The sequence below is a fragment of the Caldimicrobium sp. SLHALR3 genome (assembly GCF_058692735.1).
Genome location: NZ_CP182484.1, coordinates 172,731 through 189,438, shown reverse-complemented (window position 1 = coordinate 189,438; position 16,708 = coordinate 172,731). Strand labels below are relative to the sequence as shown.

The window sequence follows — 16,708 nt, the reverse complement described above, 5'->3', positions numbered from 1 at the left end:
CTTTCTGGGGTGAAGATTGAGGTGAGGGAGTTTTTTGATGGAAGTTATAGGATTTATCATCCGAGTGGGGAGGTAATTCCTTATGAAGAGTTGGGAAAGAATGAGAAGACTTGTCAAAAGAAGAAATTTAGGATAAAAAGGAAAATTAAAAAAGAGGGTGACATTTTGCCCTTGCAATTAGGGTGACATTTTTGCTCTGCAACAACAGGCTCCACAATTTATTTGCTTTAGAAGGGAGAATGTTTTTAGCTGAAACTCTTTTTTGTTTCTTTTTATAGCCTTTGGGAGGAGATTTTTGGAGGTTCAGTTCTTTATAAATTCTGTATACTCTTTTGTGGTTTATTTTGTAGCCCATTTGTTTTAGGATCGCAGTAATTCTACGATATCCGAAGGAAGGGAAAGAGAAAGCAAGATTTTGAATTAAAATTGCAAGTTTAGAGTTGAGTTTAGAGTTTTTGCGGGTAATGTGTTTTAAGTAGAAGTAGAAGGAAACGAGGGATATAGAGAAGCTTGCAGGTAGAAGTTAACAGACATACCTGCTTTGATTAGATTTTGAGCAAGGGACATAAGTTGCTCCTTTGTTAGATGCTTTTTTTAAAGCTTCAGTAAGTATTTGAATTTGTAGTTCTTTTTCAGCAAGTAGTTTTTTGAGTTTAAGATTTTCTTTACAGGACTTTAAGGCGTTTAGCTTCGGAGGAAGAAAGACCTTTATATTTAGCTCTCCAGCGGTAGATGGTATTTAGGGAGATATTATATTTTCTGGCAACTTGTTGGACAGAGGAGTTAGGAAGATCAGCCTCAGCAAGGATTTTGATAATTTGGTCAACAGTAAATTTAGTTTGTCTCATAACAATTAACCTCCTGCAATAAATTAGTTTAATTTTTTTCCAAATTTGTATTATACTGTCCAATATATTGGGGCAAGTCCAAAAAATAAATTATCTTAAATAAAGTGAGTGGCAAGGTGCAGACAAGAGGTGTCTGAAAATATAGGGCACTTTCAGCTCACTGAGGGGATTTTAAAAGGAGTTCAAGAGAATAATAATGCCAGTTTGTTTTTTATTCCTGAAAACGGAAAATTTTCCTAATTAAGGAAAACAATAAAGCTACCATTATGTAAAATCTTAAAAACAACAGAATAAATTTTTATAATTTTGGGCATAAAAATTGAAATATAAAAATAAAAAATAAAAAGAGGAGGGGGGATGAGAGATGATTAGAAAAGTTTTAGCTACAGTTGCAGGTTTGGTGTTTGTTTTTACAGCAACGACAAGTTTTGCTCAAAAGGGGACGAGTCAAAAAACTTATAAGGGAGCAGGAATTGGACCTCAGGTAAGTCAAGAAGCTAAAGTTCTTAAAGAAAGCGGAAATAAAACCGGTTTTGGAAAAGAAGTAAAGTCTATGGCAGAAAATAAGACAAGAATAGAAACACATAAAGAAGAACAAAAAACTAAAAAAACTTTAAAAAAATCAACGGATAAAAACAAAAATGTGAAAAAACCTTCTGTCAATAAGTAACTGGATTAATTAATTTTTTAAATAATTAATATTTTAAAATAGAAAAATTTGAGGAAGAAATTAAGGCCGTGAAGCTCAAGAGAATAGAATTTTTGTAAGTTTTTAAAGTTATCGTTTCAGATAAAAAACTTGGATTTTTAAATTTTTAAGATAAAATTTCATAAGGTTGAAATTAAGATTGTAGGAGGAAAGGTATGAGAAGATTTATGAATAAGGTAGTTGGAATAATTTTGATAATTCTTTTTTCTTTTGCTTGTTTTACAGGGTGTGTGCCGGAAACAGGAGAAAAAACAAAAGAAGGAGCAACAATTGGGGCAGTAGCAGGGGCAGCTCTTGGAGCTCTTATTGATAAAAACAATCGCTGGAAAGGAGCTGTAATTGGGGGAATTGCTGGTGCTTTAATAGGAGGAACAGCAGGATATATTATGGATAAAGCTGCAAAAGAAGCTGCCACTACTAAAAAACCAGTTACCTATATTAGTGAAGATGGAATTCAAAAGGTTTACGCAAAACCTGTAAAGTCTGAAGGTAGCTGTGAGTGGGTGACAGTTCAATATTACGAATACGGAAAACTTGTTAAAGAAGAGAAAAAACTTGTTTGTCCAAATTAAATTTATTTAAGCTTTTTTAAGGCTTCTTTAATACTTGAAACAGCCTTTTTTAAGTTTTCTTCTGAATTTGCAAAAGAAATTCTTATAAATTCGTCATTTCCAAAAGCAACCCCAGGAACTACTGCAACTCTTGCGTAATCAAGAAGATATTCTGAGAAATCTATAGAATTTTTTATTTCTTTTTCTTCCGGGGTTTTTTTACCAAAATAGGCTGAAACCTTAGCAAATAAATAAAAAGCTCCCTGAGGAGGTATAAACTCAATTTCAGGGATATCTTCTAAAAGTTTACATAAAAGTTTTGCTCTTTCAGCAAAAATTTTACACATTTTTTCAACTTCTTCCTGAGAAGATGTGAGCGCAACTTCTGCTCCTTTCTGAGCAAAGCTTGTAGCATGGGAAGTGCTCTGCCCTTGAATGTTTGAACAAACTTTTATAATTTCCCTTGGACCTATAAGCCATCCTATTCTCCAACCAGTCATGGCATAAGCTTTTGATACTCCGTTTACCATAACCACTCTGTCCCTTAAATCAGGAGCCACAGATAAAATGTTTCTCGGAGGTTTAAAATCAAATCTCAATTTATCGTAAATATCATCACTTAAAACCCAGAGATCGTATTTTCTAACAAGTTCTGCAATTCCATTTAAAAATTCGTCTGAATAAATAAGCCCTGTAGGATTTGAAGGGCTGTTTAGTATTATCCCTACAGTTTTTGGAGTAATGTTTTTTTCTATTTCCGAAATCTCTGGTTCAAAATTTTTCTCCATAGATGAAGGAACTATTTTAGGAATTCCTTCAGCAATTTCAACCATAGGAGGATAAGATACCCAGTAAGGGGATAAAATTAAAACCTCGTCTCCTTTATTTACTGTTGATAAGAGAAAGTTAAAAATTGCCTGCTTTGCTCCAGTGGTTACAAGCACTTCCTCTGGTGTGTAATTAAAACCATAATCTATTTTAAGTCTTTCACAAATGGCTTTTCTTAAACTTAAAATTCCCGGAGTTGCTACATATTTAGTAAATCCAGCCTCAAGAGCATTTTTAGCAGCTTCTTTTATATAACTTGGGGTATCAAAATCTGGCTCTCCTGCAGAAAGATTTATAACATCTACTCCTTTTTCTTTAAGTTCTTTAGCTTTGCTATCAACTGCAAGGGTAGCCGAAGGTTTAATATTTTTTACTCTTTCTGCTAATTTAAACATCCATTTCCCTCCAATTTTCATTTTATTTTTCCTACACCCTCTGCTTTAAATTCAACTATTATTTTAACATTTCTATTTACTGGTAAGGGCGAAGAAATTTTTAAGCACCTCTCTACAGCTTTATTAAATTCTTCTCTTTCTGATTTTTTTAAAAATTGATACTGTAAAATTTTACCATCAGAGGACAACTCTATACTAACGATTGCATAAAGGTCTTTTTGGCTTCTTAAATAAATGGGGACTTCAAAATTATTCTGAAGTTTTCTTTTTATCAACAGCAAATACTCAGTTCCTAAGGATTCTCTTCCCCGGGCTTCACCTGAAGAAGCTCCCAAATTTTTACCTTTTTGAAAAGCTAACATTTTACTTTCAAGCTTTTTCAATTCTTCTTGAGAAAGGTTATAGTCATTTTCAGAGTCTTTTGAGGTTACTCTACTTTTTATCTTAGAAAGCCTTTCTTTTAAAAGAACATCTTCAGAAACTTCAGAGACTTTGCTTTTACTGATACTGATTTCTTCTTTTTTAAAAGGGACAACCCTTTCTCTTACTGGTTTTTCCTCTTTGAAATTTCCAGCTTCTAATGAACTTTTTGTCGAAATAGAAGGGGAAGGGAGATTCATTTGAGAAATAAGTTTAACCTTTACTTCTTTTTCTTTAGAAAGTTTAAAATTAAAGGTAGAAAAGAAAAGTAATAAAAAGAAAAAGTTAATTAAAATTGACAAAAAGTAAGAAAAAACATCGTATTTAGAAAACATAAAGCTAACTTTCAGGTTGAGTTAGCAATCCCAATTCTTCAATACCAGCTTTTTTAAGTTCTGAAAGGACTTTAGCTACAATTCCATAAGGACAATTTTTGTCTGCTTCAATTTGAACTTCTTTTATTAAATTATTCTTTTTTGCTTCAGAAATCCACATAACCAAGCTTTCAAGACCCATTTCTTCTCCATAAACCTTTATTTTTCCTTCTTTTGTAATAGTTATTCTTAAAGGTTGCTCTTCTTTTTGCGAAAGAGGAGTATCTTTAGTTTTAGGAAGCTCGACCTCAATCCCTGAAGTTAAAAGAGGAGCAGTAATCATAAAAATAATAAGGATAACAAGAACTATATCTACCAGAGGAATAATGTTAATTTCCCCCTGTAAATCTCTTCCAATTTTCATAATTTTTAAAAATTACCAAGAAAGATTTTCTTCTGTCAACACTTTATCTCTTATGTATACAAGTGCCTTCTCTAAAAGGTCTTCATCTGAAAGTTTGGAAAATTCTTTGGGAAATCCTTCTATATCTTCTTCCTCTATGAGTTTTCTTAATTCTGGCAGATTATAAGCAAATAAAAAAATGGTATCAAGACAATCTTCAGACAATGGAGTATCAGCAAATTTTTGTCTTTTTATTACTATTTCTCCCCAGAGGTCATTAAAATATAAATAAGGTTCTAATTCTTGTTCTTTTAAGTAATCTTTTATTTTAATGGGGCGGTTTTCGTAATGTCCTTTGCAGTGCGTTTCTCTTATTATTTTAAATACCTCCTCCTTTTCTCCTTTTTCGTTTTTAATAAGATAACGGGCAAGAGGATAAAGACGACAAGAAGCAGGTCTATCTTTGTAAACTTTACATCCTTCTTTCTCATCTAAAAAAGGACAGGCAAAAGAAAAAGGATCCATATTAACAGAGATAATAGGAAGTTGGGTTACTTCTCCAAGATAAAATTCGCCGTATTTTTCAATAAATTCTTCTACCCCAAGATTAAGAGCTTTTCTTAATCTTAAAAATTCGTAAGGAGAAAGAACGAGTTTAACATCGTAACAACATCTATTAAAACAAACAATTCCTTTATAGCAGTGAAACTTGATTTCATCTAATAAGCCATACTCTTTGTGATCAAAAGCATAGGGTTGAATCATTTTTTGGTTTCTACCAATTTAAATCTGTCTTTTAATTTTTCCAAAACCTTAGGAAGAGTTGTATATTCCATTTCCTCAGGTGGTAATCTGTGTGGTTCAAAAATGCCCTGTCTTCTTAAGATATCAGCCATATTATTACATTGTCTGCGAGCTTCGTCAAAAGCTGGATCATCAAAAAGGTCGGATGGTCCAATAAGGTATCCGTCTGTTATTTGATAACCTGCAGCTATAACACGAGGAGGTCCGTCAAATCTTGTAGGTTTAGCATTTTTAAATGATACAGGCATAAGAGGTCCGGTGTGAGAACCCCTCATCCAACCCTCTACCAACCAAGGACGAGCAAAGGGTTCTAAAATCTCTCCTATTGCAGGAAATCCACTTTGGGCTCTTATTATAAGAACAGGGTCATCTTTTCCTACATATCTTCCTGCCATAAGAGAAAGTCTCTGAGTTGAAGCACAGGCAGCAATTTCCCCATCTGATTTTCTGTAAACTGCTCTTACTACATATCTACTTGTTGCTCCAATAAACACAAGCAAATCATAAAGTTCTTCAGGAGCTTTGAGCATAATTCCCATTCCTGTGTAAACATCCATTACATCAAAAATAAAGCCATCATGCATAGAAGGGTCTATGACAAGTCCGGCTGTATTCATGGGATCAGCAAATATTTCATACAGAGGAAGATTCCAGGCACTGGGAGCTGTTTTATCAGCAAAAAATACCACCACAGGTTCGCTTTTTCTTTCTACAAACTCCATTTCAGCAACCCCTGGCCCCATACCTCTAACATTGCCAGAAAAGGCATCTGCTAAAAGATCTTGCCCTGCTCCATACATTTTAAGTTTTTTAGCTACCTCTGTTCCCTCTTTAAATGCATTCCAAGCAAGCTCGTGAACCTCTGAAGAATCAACCCCTTTAGTATGGGTCATTACTAAAGCAATATCATCTCCACATACAAGAACTGACACATCTCTAATAATTCCCTTATCTTTCCCATCTTCTGCTACTTCTCTTACTTTATCAACAACATCTTTATGAACTGAAGAGTGCCCTACAAAACCTCCTATATCTGCCTTTATAACAGACAGTGTAAGTTTCATAAAACACCTCCTTCACAACTTTCAATTTTTGCCGAAAATTATTATTATAAATAAAAATAATTTTTTAAGATTATAGCACACTCTTACAAAAAAGTAAACCAAAAAGAGATGGAAAAGAAAGAAAAACTTGCAGTTGCGTTAAAATACAATCCGAAGGAAGAGGCTCCCAAAGTTGTTGCTAAAGGTAAAGGATATCTTGCTGAGCTTATTCTTAAGATAGCCAAAGCTCACAACATACCTATAAAAAGGGATTCAAAATTAGTAAAAGAGCTTTATAAATTAGAGCTTGATAAACCAATTCCACCGGAACTATATAAAGCTGTAGCTGTCGTTTTAGCTTGGGCTTATAATCTAAATCAAAAGTTCAGGGAAAAAATTTTGAAAAATTTTTCCTCTTAACTCTTGCCATTTTTAAAAAAGTAGCTATAAAACATTAAAATATTTTTTTGGAGGACTTTAAATGTTTAAATTGCCTGAAGATAGGCTCTATTCTGAAAACCACCTTTGGGTAAAGAAAAAGAAAAAAAAGTTAGTAAGAATTGGACTTACAGATTACTTTAGCTTAAAAAACTGGGAAATTGTAGGGATTGATTTACCTGAGGAAGAGGAAACCTTTGAAAAGGATGAGATTTTTGGAAGTATTGAAACAGTTGAAGAAGTTTTTGATCTTGTTATGCCTGTTTCTGGGAAAATTGTATCAGTAAATGAAAAGGTATTAGACGATGTAGATATTTTAAATGAAGATCCTTATGATGATGGCTGGCTTGTTGATGTAGAGCTTTTTGATCCTGAAGAACTTGAAGAGCTTCTTCCTCCTGAGGATTACGAAATGAAATTTTTGGAAGAAATAGAAGAAATACCAGAAGAAAAACTTATAGAGGAAGAAGAAGAATGATAGCCATTGTTTTTCCGGGGCAAGGTTCACAATATGTAGGAATGGCAAAAGAATTTTTTGACAGTTTCGATTTTGTAAGAGATTTTTTTGAAAAAGGAGAAAAAATAACCAATATTCCTTTAAAAAAGCTCTGTTTCGAAGGACCTTTTGAAGAACTAACAAAGACTGTAAATCTTCAAGTTTGTCTCACTATAGTGAATATCTCCTGTTACGAGGTTTTAAAATCTGAACTTCAGAAAAGAAACATAAAGCCTGTCTTTGTAGCTGGGCATAGTTTGGGAGAGTACAGTGCACTCTATGCCGCTAAGGTTCTTTCCTTAGAAGATGTTTTAATTGCAGTTAAAGAAAGAGGAAAGCTCATGGAAGAAGAGGGTCAAAAAAGTGCTTCTGCTATGTATGCCATAATAGATTTTCCCTTAAATGAGCTTGAAAAAATTATAAAAGAGGCAGAAGATACAGTGGTAATTTCTAACTATAATTCTCCAAAACAATTTGTTATAAGTGGAAGTTTGCCAGCTATTGAAAAAATAGCAGAAAAAGTAAAAAATGCAGGGGCTAAAAAGGTTATAAAATTAAAAGTGAGTGCAGGATTTCACAGTCCTTTAATGAAAGAAGCAGAAACTAAATTTGGTCGAGTTTTAGATTCTCTTTCCTGGAAAAATCCTCAAATTCCTTTTGTAAGCAATGTCACAGGAAAAGAAGAAATTTCAGGAGATTCCATTAAAAACCTTATGAAAAAACAAATAACCTCCTCTGTGCGCTGGATTGATTGTGTGGAATATATGTATAAGAATGGAGCTAATGTTTTCGTAGAAGTGGGACCTAAAAAGGTTCTCTCTGGTCTTATTTCTCAAATTTTAGAAGGAAAAAGCTTTCAATGCTATAATATAGAAAATTTTGCAACCTTAGAAAACTTTCTTAAGAATTTGTAAAGGAGGCGAATATTTTTAAAATAAAAATTTTTGAAGAAAGGTGTAAAGCCTGCGGTCTTTGTGTTTACTTTTGTCCGAAAAAGGTTCTTGACCTATCTACAAAGAGGAATTCTCAAGGTTATAGGGTAGTTTATGCAAAAAACCCAGAAAAATGTAATTTGTGTGGGATATGTTATCTTATGTGTCCTGATGTTGTTTTTGTAAAAGAGGAATGATATGGGGATAAAAAAGATATTAGCAAAAGGGGTTGAGGCTATTGCCTTGGGAGCTTTAGAAGCTGGTTGTAAATGTTATTTTGGTTATCCTATTACTCCTCAAAGCGAAATTCCAGAACTTATGGCAAGAGAGCTTCCTAAGAGAGGTGGGGTATTTTTGCAGGCAGAGAGTGAACTTGCAGCTATTAATATGGTCCTTGGGGCTTGTGCTACAGGGACAAGGGCTATGACAAGTTCTTCAAGTCCCGGGATTTCTCTCATGTGTGAAGCTTTTTCTTACATAGCTGCCTTAGAATTACCTGCAGTTGTGGTAAATGTAATGAGAGGAGGACCAGGACTTGGTGGAATAGAGGCTTCACAAGGAGATTACTTTCAAGCTGTAAAAGGTTCTGGTCATGGAGATTTTCACTTTATGGTTCTTGCTCCTTACAATGCTCAAGAAGCTTATGAGCTTACTGCAAAAGCCTTTGAATTTGCAGAAAAATATAGAAATCCTGTAATGATTCTTTCAGATGCTATCTTAGGTCAAATGAAAGAGCCTCTAATACTTAAAAAACTCAGAATAAAAGAATATCCAAAAGAAAACTGGGCTCTTACCGGTGCAAAAGGAAGACCAGCAAGAATGATAAGAAGTTTATTTTTAAGCTCTCAGGAATTAAAAGAAAGGAATTTAAAACTTGCAGAAAAGTATAAAAAAATGGAAAAGGATGTCATTTTTGAAAGTTTGGCAAACGAAACTGATGAAGCAATTGTTGTTTCTTTCGGTTCAATGGCACGAATAGCAAAAGAAGCTGTTTTTAATCTTAGAAAAAAAGGTTATAAAGTAGGGCTTTTTAGACCGATTACCCTTTTTCCTTTTCCTGCCAAACCTATTAAAGAATTGATTAAAAAGGCAAAAAAGCCTTTAAAATTCATTGTTGCAGAACTTAATTGTGGGCAAATGGTGGAAGATGTTAAACTTGCTGTTGAAGGAAAAGCTACGGTTTTTTCTTTACCTTATCCACCAAGTGTTATTCCCTTCCCAGAAGAATTAGAAAAGGAGATTAAAAGGTGCCTGAAGTCTTCAAATTCCCGAAAAGCTTAAAAAAAACCCCTTTTCATTACTGCCCAGGCTGTCATCACAGTATAGTTCATAGATTGCTTTGTGAAGTTATAGATGAACTCGGAATACAGGAAAAAAGTATAGGAATTGCTTCTGTTGGATGTTCTTGCTTTTTATACTTTTACATAGATGTGGATATTCTTGAAGCTCCCCATGGAAGAGCCTGTGCTGTAGCAACAGGAATAAAAAGGGCAAAACCTGAGCTAATTGTTTTTACTTATCAGGGGGATGGAGATTTTGCTGCTATAGGATTTAATGAAAGTTTTCACTCAGCTTTAAGAGGTGAGAAAATAACTGCTATAATGATAAATAACACAGTTTATGGTATGACAGGAGGACAACTTTCTCCAACCACCCTTCCTGGACAAAAAACCACAACTACCCCAGAAGGGAGAGACCCAAGTACTTACGGTTATCCTCCCAAAATTGCAGAAATCTTTGCAGAACTTGAAGGAGTTGCCTTTTCAGGAAGGTTTGCAGTAAATACTCCAAGAAGGGTTCTTGAGACAAAAAAAGCACTTAAAAAAGCCTTCCTTGCACAGATTTATAATTTAGGATTTGGATACATAGAAGTTCTTTCAAGCTGTCCTGTTAACTGGAAACTTGATCCAGTAAGTGCAAACAAAGCTGTGGATAAATTAACTGAGTTTTTCCCTCTTGGGACTTTTAAAGATAAAGTTAAAGAATTATCAAAAGAGGAGGAAAAGTCTTGAGAATAGATTTAATAATATCTGGATTTGGGGGACAGGGGGTTCTGTTTGCTGGAAATCTCATTGCACTTTCTGCTATGAAAGAAGGTTATAATGTCACTTATTTACCCACCTATGGACCTGAAATGAGAGGGGGGACCTGCAATTGCACTGTTATTATTTCCAAAAGTGAAATTGCCTCTCCTTTAGTTTTAAATCCTTCGTTTTTAATAATCATGAATTATCCTTCCTTTGTGAAATTTATCCCAAAACTTAAAAATAGCGGTTCAGCTATTATTAATTCAGATCTCATTAATCCCAAAGAGATTAAAAATTTAGAGGAATTAAAGAAAAAATATCAACTTTATTTTGTGCCTGTAACATCCTTAGCTGAAAGCCTTAATACACCGCTTCTTTCTAATCTCTGTGCTGTAGGAGCTTTTTATCAAATAACCAAAATTTTCAAAAAAAACTGCTTTAAAATAGCTTTAAAAGAAATGCTTGGAGAGGGCAAAATTCATCTTTTTGAACCCAACTTAAAAGCCTTTGAACTTGGAGCAGAATATATTAAAAATAATTACAAATGAAGCTCGTTATTCAAAGAGTTAAAAAAGCCTCTGTAATGGTTAATTCTCAAATAATTTCAGAAATTAATCAAGGACTTCTTGTTTTTGTCTGTGCTGAAAAAGGAGATAATGAAAAGGTTCTCGAATGGGTAGCTGAAAAACTAGTAAATTTGAGAATTTTCAGTGATAAAGAAGGAAAATTTAACCTCAGTGTAAAAGATGTTGGAGGGGAAATACTTATTGTTTCAAATTTTACTGTTTGTGGTTTTCTCAAAAAAGGAACGAGACCAACTTTTCATTTAGCAGAATTTCCAGAAACTGCTAAAGAGCTCCTAAAAAATCTTTCTAATAAAATAAGGGAAAAAGGTGTCGTCGTAAAAGAAGGGGTTTTTGGAGCCTATATGGAAGTAAAACTTATTAATGATGGTCCGGTTACGCTTTATTTAGAATATCCTCGCAACCCTTAAACTTTTATGGAAAAATTAATTACCATTGGTTTTTCTCCTCACAGAATTGAAACCCTTCCTTTCGCTGAAAAACTTATGAAAGAACACGACTACATTGTTCTTGAAGAACCCTATAATGAAATGTTCTTTTCCTTTCTCAAGGATAAAATTTCTTTAGATGAATATCTCGAAAATAACGATTTTTGGTTTCCCAATTTTATCAAAAAAGCTTCCTTAATTTTAAAAAGACTTTATCAAGAGGGAAAAAAGATTTTTCAAATAGAACCTTATCTTGAAAAGGTGATCTTAATTCAGAAAAAGCTTGCCGAAAATGAAGATTTAGAAGAACTTCTAAAAGATCAAGAAATAAGGAAAATTTATGAAGTAGAACATGAAGCTATAGGAAGATTACTTGAATATTATGAAACCTCCCTTGGAGAGAACTTTTCTAAAATTGTTGAGGCAGTAAAAACATTTTCAAAAGCTGATGCAGAAAGATTCCGCTTAAGAGACAAACTTAGAGCTACTGCTATTTTAAAAATATTGCCAGAAAGAGGAAAAGTTTACATAGAAGCAGGAACCATACATATATACTTTAAAAAGCTTTTACATCTTTATCTTGGAAAAAACTGGGAAATTCGCCATAAATTTCTTTTGGAAGACTATTTAAAGCCTCTTACTGGTAAAGCCTGGGTTTTTCCTCCAGGAGAAATTTTGACTTTAAGATATATTTTAAAAAGAAAAGAGAAGGAAGAAGTAGAAAATTTACTTGCTGCAAGGTCTTTAATCTACATAAAAATTATACCTAAGGAAGAACTCTTTCCTTCTGAAGAGGAACCCTTTCCTCATGTTAAAAGGGAACTTAAAGCTATAGAAATGGTAAATAAACTTTCTTTTGAAGATTGCGAAAAACTTTACAAAAAAATCTTTTTTATAAAAAATCCTGAATCAGCTCTAAAAATAGTAGAAGACTTTTTAAAGATAAAATCACTTACATAAAGTCCCAGAAAGGCTCCAGCTATTATATCCGAAGGAAAATGCGCAAAAGTTAATAATCTTTCTAATGCAACAATAAATGCAAAAATATAAAACAAAAACTTATACTTAGGATAGAGGTGAGATAAAGCCTTAGCAGAGGCAAAGATAAAAAAAGTATGACCCGAAGGAAAAGAAGCATAGGCATATTTTGTTGATGGCCCGTTAAAAACAGTTTCAAAAGTTATTTTAGGTCTTGCCCTGCCTATTAAATATTTTATTCGAGACAGAATGCCAACAGCCGCCGTTATAACTAATATCTTTATTCCTTTCTCTCTTTCAGCTTTAGAAAAGGATTTGTAAACTCCTAAAATAACAAAAAAAGCTACAAAGATTTTATAGAACAATTCTACAAACTTACTCAAGTATTTTAAATATCCGTATTCTAAAGAGTGATTCAGTTTAAGATTTTCGATAAAAAGCATAGTTTTTTTATCTAAGTAAAGGAAAAATACTAAAAGAATTAGAAAAAAGAAAATCCAACTTTTGTATTTAAGAAAATACTTTGCCAATTTTTTCATGACTGAACAAATATAACACCAAAAAACTTTTTGTAAAGCAATTTTAAAGGTTGAAAGGTTTTGAATAAAATGCTATAATTCAAGAAATTAGTTAAATTAAGGTATAGTAGGAGGTGTAATATGAAGATTTATAAAGATGAAGATGCTGATCTTTCGATTTTAAAGGATAAGGTGATTGCAGTTTTGGGTTATGGAAGTCAGGGGCATGCTCATGCTTTGAATTTAAGAGATTCTGGCTTAAATGTAATAGTTGGATTAAGAGCAGGTGGTAGAAGTTATGAGAAGGCAAGGGAACATGGTTTTGAACCTTTGTCTGTTCGTGAGGCATGTGAAAAGGCAGATCTTATAATGATTCTTCTTCCTGATCAAACTCAGCCAGAGGTTTATAAAAATGAAATTGCACCAGCTTTAAAGCCTGGAAAAATGCTTCTTTTTGCTCACGGTTTTAATATACATTACAATCAAATCGTTCCTCCAAAGGATGTTGATGTTGCTATGGTTGCTCCAAAAGGTCCTGGGCATTTAGTAAGAAGGGAGTTTGAAAAAGGGGCAGGAGTCCCCTGTTTAGTAGCTGTTTATCAGGATGCAACAGGCACAGCCTTTCAAAAAGCCCTTGCTTATGCTAAAGGAATTGGTGGAACAAGGGCAGGAGTTATTGAGACCACCTTTAAAGAAGAAACAGAAACAGACCTTTTCGGAGAACAGGTCGTTCTTTGCGGAGGAGTCTCAGCACTTATAAAAGCTGCCTTTGAAACCCTTGTAGAAGCTGGTTATCAGCCAGAAGTAGCCTATTTTGAATGTCTTCACGAATTGAAACTGATCGTTGATTTAATCTATGAAGGCGGACTTTCTTTTATGAGATACTCCATAAGCGATACTGCTGAATATGGGGATCTAACAAGAGGTCCAAGAATAATAAATGACCAGGTAAGAGCTGAAATGAAAAAAATTCTTAAAGAAATACAAAGCGGAGAATTTGCAAGAGAATGGATCTTAGAAAACCAGGCTGGAAGACCCGTTCTTAATGCCTTAAGAAAAAAAGAAGCAGAACATCTTATAGAAAAGATAGGAGAAAAATTAAGAGCTTTAATGCCCTGGATTAAAAAGCCAGAAAAATAAAAAATAAAAAAAAGGCTTCTGAAGCCCCTTTTTGTTTAGTGTATTTCTCTTAAAGCTTCGTAAATTTTTTCAACAGTAAATTCAATCTCTTTTTCTCCGTGAGCAAGAGAAACAAACCAGGCTTCAAATTGAGATGGAGGAAGATAAACACCCTTTTCAAGCATTTTTTGCCAGAAGAGAGCAAATTTTTCCACATCAGAGGTTAAGGCACTTTCAAAATCTACTACTTCTTTATCTGTAAAGAAAAGGGTTAGCATAGAACCTGCTCTATTAACCTTATAAGAAAGACCAAGTTTTTTTAGCACATCTTTTATTCCTTCTTCAAGCTTTTGAGAGATATTTTCCAATTTTTCGTAAGTTCCGGGTTTCATTAATTCTTTTAAGGTTGCAAGACCTGCTGAAACAGCAATAGGATTACCGGAAAGGGTTCCTGCTTGATAAACAGGTCCTTCTGGAGATATTAAATCCATAATTTCTCTCTTTCCTCCATAGGCTCCTACAGGAAGTCCTCCTCCTATAATTTTTCCAAGACAGGTTAAATCAGGAGTTATTCCGTATTTACCCTGTGCACCAGAAAGTCCTATTCTGAAACCAGTTATTACTTCGTCAAAAATAAGAAGTGTTCCGTATTTATTTGTTATTTCTCTCAAAAATTCAAGAAAACCTTCTTTTGGCAAAACTACTCCCATATTTCCTGCAATTGGTTCAACTATTACTGCTGCAATTTCTTCTCCGTATTTTTCAAAAGCTTTTTTTACTTCTTCAAAATTATTAAAAGGAAGATTAAGGGTGTGAGCTGTTAGTTCTTCTGGAATTCCTGGACTTGCAGGAATTCCAAAAGTAGCAAGTCCTGATCCAGCTTTAACCAGCAAGGAATCTACATGTCCATGATAACAGCCCTCAAATTTGATAATTTTTTTTCTTTTGGTATAAGCTCTGGCAAGTCTTATAGCACTCATAGTAGCTTCTGTTCCAGAATTAACCAAACGGATCTTTTCTATGGAAGGTATGCAGCTTTTGATAAGTTCAGCCAATTCCACTTCTTGCCAAGTTGGTGCACCAAAACTTGTGCCTCTTTTTGAAGCAAAATATATACTTGCTATAACCTCTGGATGGGCATGTCCAAGAATAAGAGGTCCCCAAGAACAAACATAATCAATGTATTTATTTCCATCTACATCTATAAGGTAAGCCCCTTCTCCTCTTTCAAAAAAAACAGGTTCAGATTTTACGGCTTTACATGCTCTTACTGGACTATTCACCCCACCTGGTATAGCATTTAAAGCCCTCTCGTAAAAAAGCTTTGATCTTATTCTCATAGGTTTCCCTCCCACTTTAATTTTAAATATTCTATTTTACACAACTTTTCAAGAATTAAAGTAAGATTGACAGCTTCTTCTAAACTTTCTCCCCAGGTTAAAATCCCGTGTTTACTCAGAATTACAATTTTGGAATTTACTGCAGATTCAGAAACTTTTTCCCAAAGCTCAACTGATCCAGGTTTGAAATAAGGAACTACTTTTAAATTCCTTAAAAAAAATTCACCCTCAAAATGAGAAAAAGACTTAAAATCAAAGCCAAGAAAATTAAGGGTAAGAACAAAAGGAGGATGGGTATGCACGATTGCTTTAGCTAAAGAATTCTTAAGATATATCTTATAATGCATTCCCCATTCTGAAGAAGGCTTGCCGATAATAAAGTCTCCCTTCCAATTTATAAAACATAAATCATTTGGATTTAAAAGTTCTTTTATTTTTCCAGAAGGAGTAATCCAGAATCCATCTTTTTCTCTAATAGAAAGATTGCCTTCCGAACCAGAAATTAAGCCTTTTTCAGAAAGATACTTGGCAAAAAAACAGAGCTTTTCTTTATTTTTCATTATACTTTAATATTTTTTACAAGATCCAAATTTTCTAAAGTCCAATTAACGGTTCTTTTTAAACCTTCTTCTATGTCAATTTCTGGCTCCCAGCCAAGGAGTTCTTTTGCCTTTTTAATTTCAGCCCAGGTAACCTTTACATCCGCCTTGTGAAAATTTAAATATTCCCTTTTTGCCTTTTTTCCTATGAGTTTTTCTAAAATTTCAATTATCTGATTTATAGAAATGGGATTCTTTCCTCCACCCAAATTAATAATTTCGTAGCCAAGAGGCTTTAGGGCAAGAATAGTTCCTTTAGCAATGTCATCAATATAAGTAAAGTCTCTTGCTTGAGTTCCGTCTCCGTAAATTTTTATGGGAGAATCTTCGTAGATCCACTTTATAAATCTAAAAATGCTCATATCAGGTCTTCCAGCCGGACCGTAGACCGTAAAATATCTGACAACAGAAATATCAAGTCCGTAAAGATGATAATAAGTATAAGATAAAAGTTCAGCTCCTCTTTTAGTTGCAGCATAAGGAGAAAGAGGGGTATCTACCTTTAAATCCTCGTGAAAAGGAGGTCTTTGACCAGCATATACAGAAGAAGTTGAAGCAAGAACCATTTTTTTAATGTTAAAATTTTTCATAAGTTCAAGAAGATTAAGGGTTGCTGTAATATTGGAATCTACGTAAACCCAGGGATTTTCTAAACTCGCTCTAACTCCAGCTCTTGCTGCAAGATGAATTATAGCTAAGATTGAATGGTTTTTGAAAAGTGTTTCTGTCTTTTTAAAGTCGGCTAAGTCAATCTGATAAAACTTAAAATTTTCAAAATTTTTAAGTTGTTTGAGTCTCCAATCTTTAAGTCTTACATCATAGGCATCATTTAAATTATCAACTCCTAAAACAGCTTTACCATCTTTTAACAAAAATTCAGCAACCTTCCATCCTATAAACCCTGCAACACCTGTAACAAGATAATATTCCATTT

The 16,708-nt window shown here is 33.7% G+C and carries 23 protein-coding genes; 12 read left to right on the top strand and 11 right to left on the bottom strand.

Annotated elements, in window-relative coordinates; all coding sequences use genetic code 11:
• Positions 1–145 precede the first annotated feature (145 nt).
• Complete coding sequence (locus ACLGLP_RS01060) at positions 146–421, bottom strand: IS3 family transposase (RefSeq protein ID WP_492113715.1); 276 nt, start codon at positions 419–421, stop codon at positions 146–148.
• A 244-nt stretch (positions 422–665) separates the two neighbouring features.
• Positions 666–848, bottom strand: a complete 183-nt coding sequence (locus ACLGLP_RS01055) for a transposase (protein WP_492113095.1) — start codon at positions 846–848, stop codon at positions 666–668.
• A 364-nt stretch (positions 849–1,212) separates the two neighbouring features.
• On the opposite strand from ACLGLP_RS01055, the gene ACLGLP_RS01050 reads away from it, so the two are divergent.
• Together ACLGLP_RS01050 and ACLGLP_RS01045 are read left to right on the top strand one after the other, a co-directional pair.
• Positions 1,213–1,518, top strand: coding sequence for a hypothetical protein (locus ACLGLP_RS01050; RefSeq protein ID WP_492113094.1), 306 nt, complete (start codon positions 1,213–1,215; stop codon positions 1,516–1,518).
• 194 nt (positions 1,519–1,712) lie between these two features.
• Complete coding sequence (locus ACLGLP_RS01045; RefSeq protein ID WP_492113093.1) at positions 1,713–2,129, top strand: YMGG-like glycine zipper-containing protein; 417 nt, start codon at positions 1,713–1,715, stop codon at positions 2,127–2,129.
• 2 nt (positions 2,130–2,131) lie between these two features.
• On the opposite strand, the gene ACLGLP_RS01040 is transcribed toward ACLGLP_RS01045, so the two are convergent.
• From ACLGLP_RS01040 to fbp, 5 genes are read right to left on the bottom strand one after another with little or no spacing between them, the layout of a single operon-like run.
• Positions 2,132–3,331, bottom strand: coding sequence for a pyridoxal phosphate-dependent aminotransferase (locus tag ACLGLP_RS01040; protein WP_492113092.1), 1,200 nt, complete (start codon positions 3,329–3,331; stop codon positions 2,132–2,134).
• Positions 3,332–3,348: 17 nt separating this feature from the next.
• Positions 3,349–4,086 carry a TonB C-terminal domain-containing protein gene (locus ACLGLP_RS01035; protein WP_492113091.1) on the bottom strand — a complete coding sequence of 246 codons (738 nt, stop codon included), beginning with the start codon at positions 4,084–4,086 and terminating at the stop codon, positions 3,349–3,351.
• Positions 4,087–4,090: 4 nt separating this feature from the next.
• Positions 4,091–4,489 carry an ExbD/TolR family protein gene (locus tag ACLGLP_RS01030; RefSeq protein WP_492113090.1) on the bottom strand — a complete coding sequence of 133 codons (399 nt, stop codon included), beginning with the start codon at positions 4,487–4,489 and terminating at the stop codon, positions 4,091–4,093.
• 12 nt (positions 4,490–4,501) lie between these two features.
• A complete protein-coding gene (locus ACLGLP_RS01025; protein ID WP_492113089.1) occupies positions 4,502–5,233 on the bottom strand; it encodes a YkgJ family cysteine cluster protein in 732 nt (243 codons plus the stop codon).
• Positions 5,230–6,336: a fructose-1,6-bisphosphate aldolase/phosphatase gene (gene fbp, locus ACLGLP_RS01020; protein ID WP_492113088.1), complete on the bottom strand. Its 1,107-nt coding sequence runs from the start codon at positions 6,334–6,336 to the stop codon at positions 5,230–5,232. Before fbp ends, ACLGLP_RS01025 begins: the two co-directional genes overlap by 4 nt.
• Positions 6,337–6,444: 108 nt before the next feature.
• Here fbp and ACLGLP_RS01015 point away from each other — a divergent pair, with 108 nt between their 5' ends.
• The 9 genes from ACLGLP_RS01015 (at position 6,445) to ACLGLP_RS00975 (ending at position 12,180) form a co-directional block, all read left to right on the top strand.
• On the top strand, positions 6,445–6,735 hold the full coding sequence (locus tag ACLGLP_RS01015) for an EscU/YscU/HrcU family type III secretion system export apparatus switch protein (RefSeq protein WP_492113087.1): 291 nt from the start codon (positions 6,445–6,447) through the stop codon (positions 6,733–6,735).
• A gap of 61 nt (positions 6,736–6,796) precedes the next feature.
• Positions 6,797–7,231 carry a glycine cleavage system protein H gene (locus ACLGLP_RS01010; protein ID WP_492113086.1) on the top strand — a complete coding sequence of 145 codons (435 nt, stop codon included), beginning with the start codon at positions 6,797–6,799 and terminating at the stop codon, positions 7,229–7,231.
• Positions 7,228–8,163 carry an ACP S-malonyltransferase gene (gene fabD / locus ACLGLP_RS01005; RefSeq protein ID WP_492113085.1) on the top strand — a complete coding sequence of 312 codons (936 nt, stop codon included), beginning with the start codon at positions 7,228–7,230 and terminating at the stop codon, positions 8,161–8,163. Before ACLGLP_RS01010 ends, fabD begins: the two co-directional genes overlap by 4 nt.
• An 11-nt stretch (positions 8,164–8,174) precedes the next feature.
• The gene (locus tag ACLGLP_RS01000) at positions 8,175–8,378 is read left to right on the top strand and encodes a 4Fe-4S dicluster domain-containing protein (RefSeq protein ID WP_492113714.1); all 204 of its coding nucleotides are present in this window, start codon (positions 8,175–8,177) and stop codon (positions 8,376–8,378) included.
• 1 nt (position 8,379) lies between these two features.
• On the top strand, positions 8,380–9,462 hold the full coding sequence (gene vorB / locus ACLGLP_RS00995) for a 3-methyl-2-oxobutanoate dehydrogenase subunit VorB (protein WP_492113084.1): 1,083 nt from the start codon (positions 8,380–8,382) through the stop codon (positions 9,460–9,462).
• The gene (locus ACLGLP_RS00990) at positions 9,429–10,193 is read left to right on the top strand and encodes a thiamine pyrophosphate-dependent enzyme (protein ID WP_492113083.1); all 765 of its coding nucleotides are present in this window, start codon (positions 9,429–9,431) and stop codon (positions 10,191–10,193) included. The genes vorB and ACLGLP_RS00990 overlap by 34 nt, the downstream gene beginning before the upstream one ends.
• The gene (locus ACLGLP_RS00985) at positions 10,190–10,756 is read left to right on the top strand and encodes a 2-oxoacid:ferredoxin oxidoreductase subunit gamma family protein (RefSeq protein ID WP_492113082.1); all 567 of its coding nucleotides are present in this window, start codon (positions 10,190–10,192) and stop codon (positions 10,754–10,756) included. Before ACLGLP_RS00990 ends, ACLGLP_RS00985 begins: the two co-directional genes overlap by 4 nt.
• Positions 10,753–11,202, top strand: coding sequence for a D-aminoacyl-tRNA deacylase (dtd, locus tag ACLGLP_RS00980; RefSeq protein ID WP_492113081.1), 450 nt, complete (start codon positions 10,753–10,755; stop codon positions 11,200–11,202). Before ACLGLP_RS00985 ends, dtd begins: the two co-directional genes overlap by 4 nt.
• Before the next feature lie 6 nt (positions 11,203–11,208).
• Positions 11,209–12,180 carry a hypothetical protein gene (locus ACLGLP_RS00975; RefSeq protein ID WP_492113080.1) on the top strand — a complete coding sequence of 324 codons (972 nt, stop codon included), beginning with the start codon at positions 11,209–11,211 and terminating at the stop codon, positions 12,178–12,180.
• Here the strand turns inward: ACLGLP_RS00975 and ACLGLP_RS00970 are convergent.
• The gene (locus tag ACLGLP_RS00970) at positions 12,096–12,641 is read right to left on the bottom strand and encodes a phosphatase PAP2 family protein (RefSeq protein ID WP_492113079.1); all 546 of its coding nucleotides are present in this window, start codon (positions 12,639–12,641) and stop codon (positions 12,096–12,098) included. The two genes, ACLGLP_RS00975 and ACLGLP_RS00970, sit on opposite strands and share 85 nt — an antisense overlap.
• A 216-nt stretch (positions 12,642–12,857) precedes the next feature.
• Between ACLGLP_RS00970 and ilvC the strand changes: the two genes are divergently transcribed.
• Complete coding sequence (ilvC, locus tag ACLGLP_RS00965) at positions 12,858–13,856, top strand: ketol-acid reductoisomerase (RefSeq protein WP_492113078.1); 999 nt, start codon at positions 12,858–12,860, stop codon at positions 13,854–13,856.
• Between the two features lie 35 nt (positions 13,857–13,891).
• Here the strand turns inward: ilvC and hemL are convergent, their stop codons facing one another.
• Genes hemL through ACLGLP_RS00950 form a run of 3 tightly spaced genes read right to left on the bottom strand, consistent with a single transcriptional unit; the run spans position 13,892 to position 16,706 of the window.
• Positions 13,892–15,175 (bottom strand): glutamate-1-semialdehyde 2,1-aminomutase, encoded by a 1,284-nt coding sequence (gene hemL, locus ACLGLP_RS00960; protein ID WP_492113077.1) that lies wholly within the window; start codon positions 15,173–15,175, stop codon positions 13,892–13,894.
• A complete protein-coding gene (locus ACLGLP_RS00955; protein WP_492113076.1) occupies positions 15,172–15,735 on the bottom strand; it encodes a class II aldolase/adducin family protein in 564 nt (187 codons plus the stop codon). The genes hemL and ACLGLP_RS00955 overlap by 4 nt, the downstream gene beginning before the upstream one ends.
• Positions 15,735–16,706 (bottom strand): GDP-mannose 4,6-dehydratase, encoded by a 972-nt coding sequence (locus tag ACLGLP_RS00950; RefSeq protein WP_492113075.1) that lies wholly within the window; start codon positions 16,704–16,706, stop codon positions 15,735–15,737. The genes ACLGLP_RS00955 and ACLGLP_RS00950 overlap by 1 nt, the downstream gene beginning before the upstream one ends.
• Between the last annotated feature and the right edge of the window lie 2 nt (positions 16,707–16,708).